We start from the raw sequence: 7,846 nt of genomic DNA on the forward strand, positions 1-7,846 counted from the left end.
GTTGCACGGTTATAAGAAAAGAGACAATTTATGATAGTCCATGATACACCGATACTGCTTATTCCCCCGCCGTTTGAACCCACATTTCCGAATCCCTCAGCCCCTCCGAATGTGCTGTTGACAACATACACCGGTAATCCGTTGTACTGGCTGAATACTCTCACCGCTGCCCCGCCGACATCTGGACCGGTGTAGGCACAATGGTTGTTAAAAAAACGGCAATTGACAATTTTGAGCCGGCCTCCCCTTGCCCAGATAGCTCCACCGCCCCCCAATTCATTCTCATTTGAGATATTGACCGCGTTACCATCGCTGAAGGTAAGATTCTGTACTGTGAGGCGTGGATGATCCTGGTTCTGGCAGTGTGATGTAGTCCAGTGCTGATCAGGATCACAGGTGTTCATGTACAGGATCCGTGTCTTGGCTCCTCCGCTCAGTGTCACAAGCCCTCCACCATCTATTACAATATCAGGATTGGCATCATTGAAAACCTTTGCCGGCCTGTTGAGAGTAATGGTCACCGGTTCCGGTCCGCAATTAAAAACTATTGTCCCCCCTTTTGCAACCGCATCGATAAACGCCTCCCCGGTACAACTCCCCGGTGTCCCGTCTCCGATAACATGGTCAGGTGATGAAACATCCTCCAGCCCCGCCCCCGCAGGTACAGGACTGTTTCCATCGGGATTTCCAGCCGGGGGACCCTGGTTGGGGTCATTGATAGTAGGTATTGTACTGTTAACTTGGTCAGTGCAATAGAGAGCAAATGATGCACAACAGAGTGCTCTCATTAAAAGCTGTCTGGAGAGGTACACAGATCCCATATTGAAATTATAAATGACTGGATTATATGATGCAACCAGAGATGTTCAGAATAAGCTTCTGTTCTGAACGGGCTGTTTTAGACCTGCCGTGTTAGCATGGAATTACCGGATTGAGGTTACAATGTCCGGATTATGCCCGGTACCATGAAGCTGCCCTGACTGACAGCATTCACAATATTCGCGTTTGTCATTTAGGCGAATAATCGGGAAGAAATCTGTTTTAAATCATAGCCTGTCATCCTGATCAAGGCACCCTTTTTGCATCCCTCTAATATTTATCATAACGCGGATTACCCGGATCAACAGATGCTTTTTCCTTATATAACATGAGCAGAAACGAAACATCCCTCCGTTCACGGCTCCTGATACTGGTTGCAGCTATTGTCTCGGTCATGATTGTGCTGGAAATCCTTATTGCAGCACTATGGTATCAAAACCGGTATAGTTCAGGCATAAATTCCAGCATTGAATTCGCCCATTCCATCGGCCTCACATTTGAGACATTTGTACTGGATGTGCTCCGCCAGGAGAGTTCCATCGGAAATGCCCTCTCAGGGCTGCATCCATATACAAGCGATGAGGCCGTAAGATTTCTGCAGAAAAACCAGGACCTGTACAGATCAGTACGGCTCTTCTCGGTCGTAGACTCCACCGGCGAGATCACCCTCAGCAGCCGCCCGGAGTTGATTGGAACCAATGTGGCAGATCGTGAGTATTTCCAGAAGCTTAAAACTGGAGATTCAACTGCTGTCAGTGATTTTCTCCTGTTCAGGACGGAAAATATCGCCGGTTTCATAATTGCAAGAGGTTTCAGCACAGCCGAGGGTAAGCTTGACTTTGCAGTTACTGCATCTGTTCAGGCCGACAGTATGGGTGAACTGGCTTTGTCAATCGAAAGAGAACCAGGCAGCTATATGACTCTTTTTGACAGCAAGGGAACCCTTGTATTTACAAACCAGAATATTTATATCCCATTGGATTCGGCTATGGTCTGGAAAGACAGAGACCGCCTCCTTTCCCAGGCTCTTCAAGGAAAAACCGCTACCGGCTTTTTCAGCGCTCCGGTAGAGGAGGACAGCCGGAGAATCGGCGTCAGGGTGCCGATAGCGGGTTTTGGATGGGTAGCAGGATGTGCAGAATCGCAGGCAAAATTCTTCAGACCCATCTTTTTTCCCCTGCTCCTCATCCTCGTTTTTTCGGCTGTAATAGCCGGTGTGGCGTTGTTTACCGCCATACATACTGTAAGATCCATCTCCAGTTCACTTGCTTTAGTAGAACATCATGTACAGAATGTTTCCAGAGGAGAATTCGGTGCCATCGAACCCTCCACCGGCCTCAATGAATTCAACAACCTGATCAGGGATACCAATACCATGGCCGCAATCCTGAAAGACAGGGAGATGCAGATAAAGAAAAACGAAGATCGCTTCCGGAGTGCAGTTGACAATCTTCTCGATGCATATGCGATTCTGGATCCCATTTACGACAAAGAAGGACGTCTGGTGGATTTCCGGTTTGAATATGTAAATAAAGTCGCTCTGCGGCTTGCCGGAATGCAGTATAATGAAATGATTGGACGCAGTGTAAACGACCTGTTCCCTTTTGATGTCAGGAAAAACAGTATGCCTCAGATTGAGAATGTTCTTAAAACCGGAGAACCTGTATCCTTTAATTCTTACCCGGTAAGTGCGCCTTTCGGCATTTACCGCAAAGGTGTCATTCTCAACGTAAGAGTTTCGAATCTCAACGGTAAATTATCTATCGCGTGGCAGGATGTTACCGCTGCGGTTGAATCGGAAAGAGCCCTCCGCGAAAGCGAGGAAAAGTTCCGGAATCTGGCTGATAACATGTCGCAGTTTGCCTGGATGGCCGATCATAATGGAGAGATTGTATGGTTCAACAAACGATGGTACGACTATTCCGGGACCACATTTGATGAAGTAAAGGGATGGGGATGGATGAAATTTAACCATCCCGATCATATCCAGAGAGTCTCTGAACGGATAACAAACTGTATTAAAAAGGGAATTTTCTGGGAAGATACCTTTCCCCTGAGAGGGAAAAATGGCCAGTACAGATGGTTTCTCTCCAGGGCAGTACCAATAAAAAACAGCCAGGGTAAGGTTATCAGATGGTTTGGAACAAACACCGATATCACCGGGCAGAGATTGGCTGAGCAAAAACTCCGGGAGAGTGAGAAGCGTTTCAGGGATCTGGCAAACTCAATGCCTCAGCTTGTATGGACAGCCAATCCTGACGGCACAGTGGATTATTACAATGAGAAATACAGGGATTTTGGCGGGATATCTCCAGGCCTGGATGGGGTATGGAGATGGGAGCCTGTAATACACGAGGATGATGCCCAGGCAACAGTGGAGGCATGGAGACACTCGGTGGAGACTGGAAGTATTTACCAGATCGAGCACAGGATCAGACATGCCGACGGCACATTTCACTGGTATCTTTCCAGGGGCATCCCGGTACGCAATGAGAAGGGAGAGATAATAAAGTGGTACGGGGCAGCCACAAACATCGATATCAGCAAGGAGGCTCAGCTTGCTCAGGAAAAAAGTGAAAATCAGTTGAAGGCATTGAACCAGGATCTTGAGAACCTTGTTGCAAAAAGAACAGAGCAGGTCCGCGCACTCTCCAAAGCATTGACTCTGGCTGAGCAACGGGAAAGAAAGCGCTTCTCCTACATTCTTCACGAAAATCTCCAGCAGCTTCTCTTCGGAGCAAGAATGCTTATTTCAGAACATGTAAGAGGTCATGCCCAGGAAGGAAGGTGTGAGGAGAATGAGGATGTTGAACAAAGCCTCTCGATTCTCGACAAGGCGCTTAACACAACCAGATCTCTTTCCATAGAGCTAAACCCTCCCATCCTGCCATCCCAGGGTCTCGATACCGCATTAGATTGGCTGATTAACTATATGCGGACTGGTTACGGGTTGAATGTACAGTTCAGCATAAGTGGTGCTGTAAAACTGATAAAAGGTGAAACACAGCTTATGCTGACACAGATGGTTCGGGAATTGCTTGCCAATGTGGTTCAGCATTCAGGTGTGCTGGAAGCTGAGCTTGATGTGAAATGTGAAGACAAAAAACTGGAAATAAAAGTAAGTGACAATGGCAGGGGGTTTGATACAGAGGAAACACTCAGAAAAGACAGGTCAGAGTCGAAACTTGGTTTGTTCAGCATCAGGGAGAGGTTGGGCTTTTTCGGTGGTCAGCTTATAGTAAACAGTGCAATCGGCAAGGGCACAACATGCATCCTGATCATTCCAAACGAGAATTGCTGAGGCATTTGGATGAAAACTTATATAGTTGAAGATAATGCTGATATGAGATTTATTCTCAAGCGTCTGTTGAAGAAAAATTTTCCTCAGATTGAATCTTTTGGCGAAAGCGAAACAGCGGAAGAAGCGCTTATAGAGATCCCCTCATTTGATCCCAACCTCATTCTGGTTGATATTTCACTTCCGGGCATGGATGGAATCGAGCTTATAAGGAGAATAAAGCCGCAAAGTAAAGCGGCAAGTATCCTTGTAGTAACAGGCCATGAAATCGAAATTTATAAACAATCTGCTCTCTCTGCCGGGGCTGATGCTATCGTTTCCAAATCAGACTATAATCAGCTTCTGGAGTATGTCCGAAAGATGCTTAACAGAGGTTAAACTGAAGGATAATTGGCCTCTATCCAGCATCCCTCACCAAGATCCCCCAGTGTAAAGGGCCCGAAACGCCACCTGTGAAGTGAGACAACATGGTTTGAGACCGCCTCGAACATCCTCTTTACCTGATGATATCTGCCTTCGGTGATTGTGAGATCAGCCGTGAGGTCATCTATAATCTCGAGCCTGGCCGGAAGACAGGGCGTTTCCTCGCCTTTGAGGATCAGTTGTCCGGATGAAAAAATATCTGCTGTTTTCTCATCGATCGGTAATTCAACTGTCACCCGGTATGTCTTTTCAACGTGCCGTTTCGGTGAGGTAAAATCATGGATAAGCTCAGTGATATCTGTGAGAAGAATCAGTCCGGTTGCATCCTTGTCAAGTCTCCCGATACTTGACACAATCGGATTGCGGTAAAGCCAGATTTCCGGAAGTAGATCATAGATACGGGGCCCCTCGCCTGAGTCATGGGAGCAGACATATCCTGATGGTTTATTGAACATGACTAGGAGTCCCTCTGGAAAATCCAGCGGTTCATCCTTAAACAGCACAGTTTTCGGTTCCGCCTTGAAAGAGGGATCTTTTATCACACTCCCGTTTACTTTAACCGATCCCTTTTTTATCAGTTTTTTGGCCTCACTGCGGGTTGCGTAGCCGCAGTTGGCCAGAATCTGATCGAGCCTTTTCAGCATGTTTTTCCTGTTTCCCTGCAACCAAAAGTAAACTGCATATCCCTCTGCTCGGCATCGGTATCGGTATCGAAACCTTTTTACCCCTCATCACACATCCATCCAAAACAGCCCTGAAAGGACTGGATAATTCCCTTTCTTATATATACGATTTAGATCCCAATAAAATAGTTGAATTTATCCGGATATCTCTCTTTTCTCCCCCAAGGCCTTCAACCTGTGCAGCTAATTACACTTTCAGAGCTAAAAAGCACCAATGCTTTTTAATAAATGATAAGTAACTGGAAGATAATAAAATCAGAAAGTATTTTTGTACCGTAAAAATTCGATTATTTACTTCCATTTCTCCCTTAGCAGGTCCTGCCGATCCAAACCGAATCAAAATGAATTTCTTTAAAGAAAGCCTTAAAAGCAGTCTTGGTCTTATTTCCGGATTACCAGAAAACATAAGGACAACTGTTCAGACCACACTCCTGAGCCTTGCAGCCGCATCCGGTGCAGTGCTTTTCATGCTCCTTTCAAATGCCCTGTATAAAGTACTTTATATCAGGATTTGCTCCTCTTCCACTGTGACTTTTTTAATCCTGAGCTTTGTTTTTATCATGGTCTCCTCTTTAATAGTGTCTTTTCTCCTGAAGGTGGTCCCTGATGCAGCAGGAAGCGGCATTCCCCAGGCAAAAGCAGCGTACTGGAAAGAGCTTGGGTACATTCCGTTTAAAGCTGTGGTAGTAAAATTTATCGCCGGGATAGTCAGTATTGGCGGAGGTTTCAGCCTCGGAAGAGAGGGTCCGACAGTATTTCTCGGCAGCGGGATAGCATCATGGCTCTCCGGACTTACCGGGACGGCAAAGCGCCAGCGACGGGCAGCGACAGCTATCGGTGCCTCTGCCGGACTCGCGGCAGCTTTCAACACCCCTCTTGCGGCAATAACTTTCTGCATTGAGGAACTCATAAATGATCTGAACACCCGCTATCTTGGGCGTGTATTAATTGCCTCTCTTTTTGGTGCGCTGACTGTCTATGCCATGATCGGTAAACAGCCCGCATTTTCTCTCCCGCATGTTGAAAGTGATACCTGGTTTAATTACCTGCTTATTCCTGTTGTCGCCATCATTGCATCTTTACTCGCTGTGATATTTCAGAAAACAACTCTCAGCATACGCCAGGGGCTGCGTAAGTCCAGTCCGGGGTTCTTTCCAAAATGGCTCAACCCCTGCATTGGCGGATTTTTCACCTGGATAATTGGAATATCGGTTTTTCTCTCCACCGGCAAGATAGGAATTTTCGGACTGGGTTATGGCGATCTTTCTGATTCACTTGCAAACGGAATCGTGTGGTGGATAGCAGGGATACTGCTGGTGGGAAAACTTGCGGCGACAATTTTAAGCTACAGTTTCGGCGGATGCGGAGGGATCTTTTCGCCATCTCTGTTTATAGGCGGGATGAGCGGGGCGTTTGTGTCCGGTGTGGCATCTTTCTGGCTTCCCATCAGCTCTTCCGACTTTCTGATTCTGTCAACTGCAGGGATGAGCGCGTGTCTGGGAGCATTGATAAGGGCGCCATTGACTTCAACGCTGATTGTATTCGAGATGACCCACCAGTTTGAGATTGTCCCGGGTCTTATAATAAGTGCTTTCATCTGCCAGCTCGTTTCCCGTCTGGCCGGCTTGAAACACAACTTCTATGATGCTCTGCTTTTACAGGACGGACATGAGTTGATTAAGATAAAGCCGCCCAGAGATCTTTTAAGCTGGCAGAATCTCCCGGTTTCCCATATCATGAACCCCAATCCGGTCATAGCTGATTCTCTTGATCCTGACCAGTTGAAATCGATAGTGTCCTCTACACCCTACCGGTGTTTTCCCTTTACCATAGAAAACAGGGTTGCCGGGTTACTTACAAGGGAGTCGATCGAACTGGCATTGTCAAGTGGAGAAAAACCCTCTGTTTCCAGCGCCTGTATCACAGGGATCAACTCCACAGTAAAAGAAGCCGCGGATACCTTTATCAACTCTCCTCATGGATTTCTGATAATCACTGATTCGGAAGAGGCCAGACCGGTGGGAATACTGACAATCCATGACCTTCTTCGTGCTCAGGCAGCGGTTGCGGAATGATCTTTTTTAAATCAGTTTTTGGAGCTGTTGAGGACTTGATAAAAAAGGCCCCCCGTAAAGGGGGGGCCATAAGCTTGGCTGATTATAGTTTTAATTAGCCGCTTCAGCATTAAAATTAGGAAGGTATTTGTTGGCTACGTCTTCAACATCGGAAGTATGTTTAACTGTTCCACCATTATCGCTTGTAACGGTTGTCATAAGATAGTTGTCTTTTTTAAAGTCTCCCATGTTATTCTTGGCAGTAGCAACGAAAACCCCATTAGTACTACCAAAAGTATAATTCCACCACTTGCTGGTGTTATCGCTTTTGAAAACTATATCTTTTTCACCACCAACATCTCCTGTTTCGGCGATACATGCAAACTGTGCATTTTCAAATGCTGCCAGAACAGGCGGAGCTTCACTCATCTTCGCCTTCGCTGAAGCATCGGTAAATTTCGGGATTGCCAGTGCTGCCAGGATACCAATAATTACAATAACGACCATCAGCTCAATCAGTGTAAAACCTTTGCGATTCATAATTCCTCCTTAAGATATACAATTCATAA

Annotated in this window: 5 protein-coding genes and 1 pseudogene; 3 read left to right on the forward strand and 3 right to left on the reverse strand. The window is 46.4% G+C overall.

Annotated elements, in window-relative coordinates:
• A pseudogene (locus GX089_16560) lies at positions 1 to 701 on the reverse strand (hypothetical protein).
• Positions 702 to 1,147: 446 nt separating this feature from the next.
• On the opposite strand from GX089_16560, the gene GX089_16565 reads away from it, so the two are divergent.
• Both GX089_16565 and GX089_16570 read left to right on the forward strand, forming a co-directional pair.
• Positions 1,148 to 4,120, forward strand: coding sequence for a PAS domain S-box protein (locus GX089_16565; protein ID NLP04109.1), 2,973 nt, complete (start codon positions 1,148 to 1,150; stop codon positions 4,118 to 4,120).
• 9 nt (positions 4,121 to 4,129) lie between these two features.
• A complete protein-coding gene (locus GX089_16570) occupies positions 4,130 to 4,495 on the forward strand; it encodes a response regulator (GenBank protein ID NLP04110.1) in 366 nt (121 codons plus the stop codon).
• On the opposite strand, the gene GX089_16575 is transcribed toward GX089_16570, so the two are convergent.
• Entirely contained in the window at positions 4,492 to 5,184 is a 693-nt protein-coding gene (locus GX089_16575; protein NLP04111.1) for an rRNA pseudouridine synthase, read from the reverse strand. The genes GX089_16570 and GX089_16575 overlap by 4 nt on opposite strands.
• A gap of 380 nt (positions 5,185 to 5,564) precedes the next feature.
• Here GX089_16575 and GX089_16580 point away from each other — a divergent pair, with 380 nt between their 5' ends.
• Positions 5,565 to 7,298 (forward strand): CBS domain-containing protein, encoded by a 1,734-nt coding sequence (locus GX089_16580; GenBank protein NLP04112.1) that lies wholly within the window; start codon positions 5,565 to 5,567, stop codon positions 7,296 to 7,298.
• Positions 7,299 to 7,388: 90 nt separating this feature from the next.
• On the opposite strand, the gene GX089_16585 is transcribed toward GX089_16580, so the two are convergent.
• Positions 7,389 to 7,817: a prepilin-type N-terminal cleavage/methylation domain-containing protein gene (locus GX089_16585; protein NLP04113.1), complete on the reverse strand. Its 429-nt coding sequence runs from the start codon at positions 7,815 to 7,817 to the stop codon at positions 7,389 to 7,391.
• Between the last annotated feature and the right edge of the window lie 29 nt (positions 7,818 to 7,846).

The sequence above is a fragment of the Fibrobacter sp. genome (assembly GCA_012523595.1).
GTDB lineage: Bacteria > Fibrobacterota > Chitinivibrionia > Chitinivibrionales > Chitinispirillaceae > JAAYIG01.

Coding starts and splice junctions, on each gene's coding strand:
- GX089_16565 (NLP04109.1), top strand. CDS start 1,148: ATGAGCAGAAACGAAACATCCCTCCGTTCACGGCTCCTGATACTGGTT.
- GX089_16570 (NLP04110.1), top strand. CDS start 4,130: ATGAAAACTTATATAGTTGAAGATAATGCTGATATGAGATTTATTCTC.
- GX089_16575 (NLP04111.1), bottom strand. CDS start 5,184: ATGCTGAAAAGGCTCGATCAGATTCTGGCCAACTGCGGCTACGCAACC.
- GX089_16580 (NLP04112.1), top strand. CDS start 5,565: ATGAATTTCTTTAAAGAAAGCCTTAAAAGCAGTCTTGGTCTTATTTCC.
- GX089_16585 (NLP04113.1), bottom strand. CDS start 7,817: ATGAATCGCAAAGGTTTTACACTGATTGAGCTGATGGTCGTTATTGTA.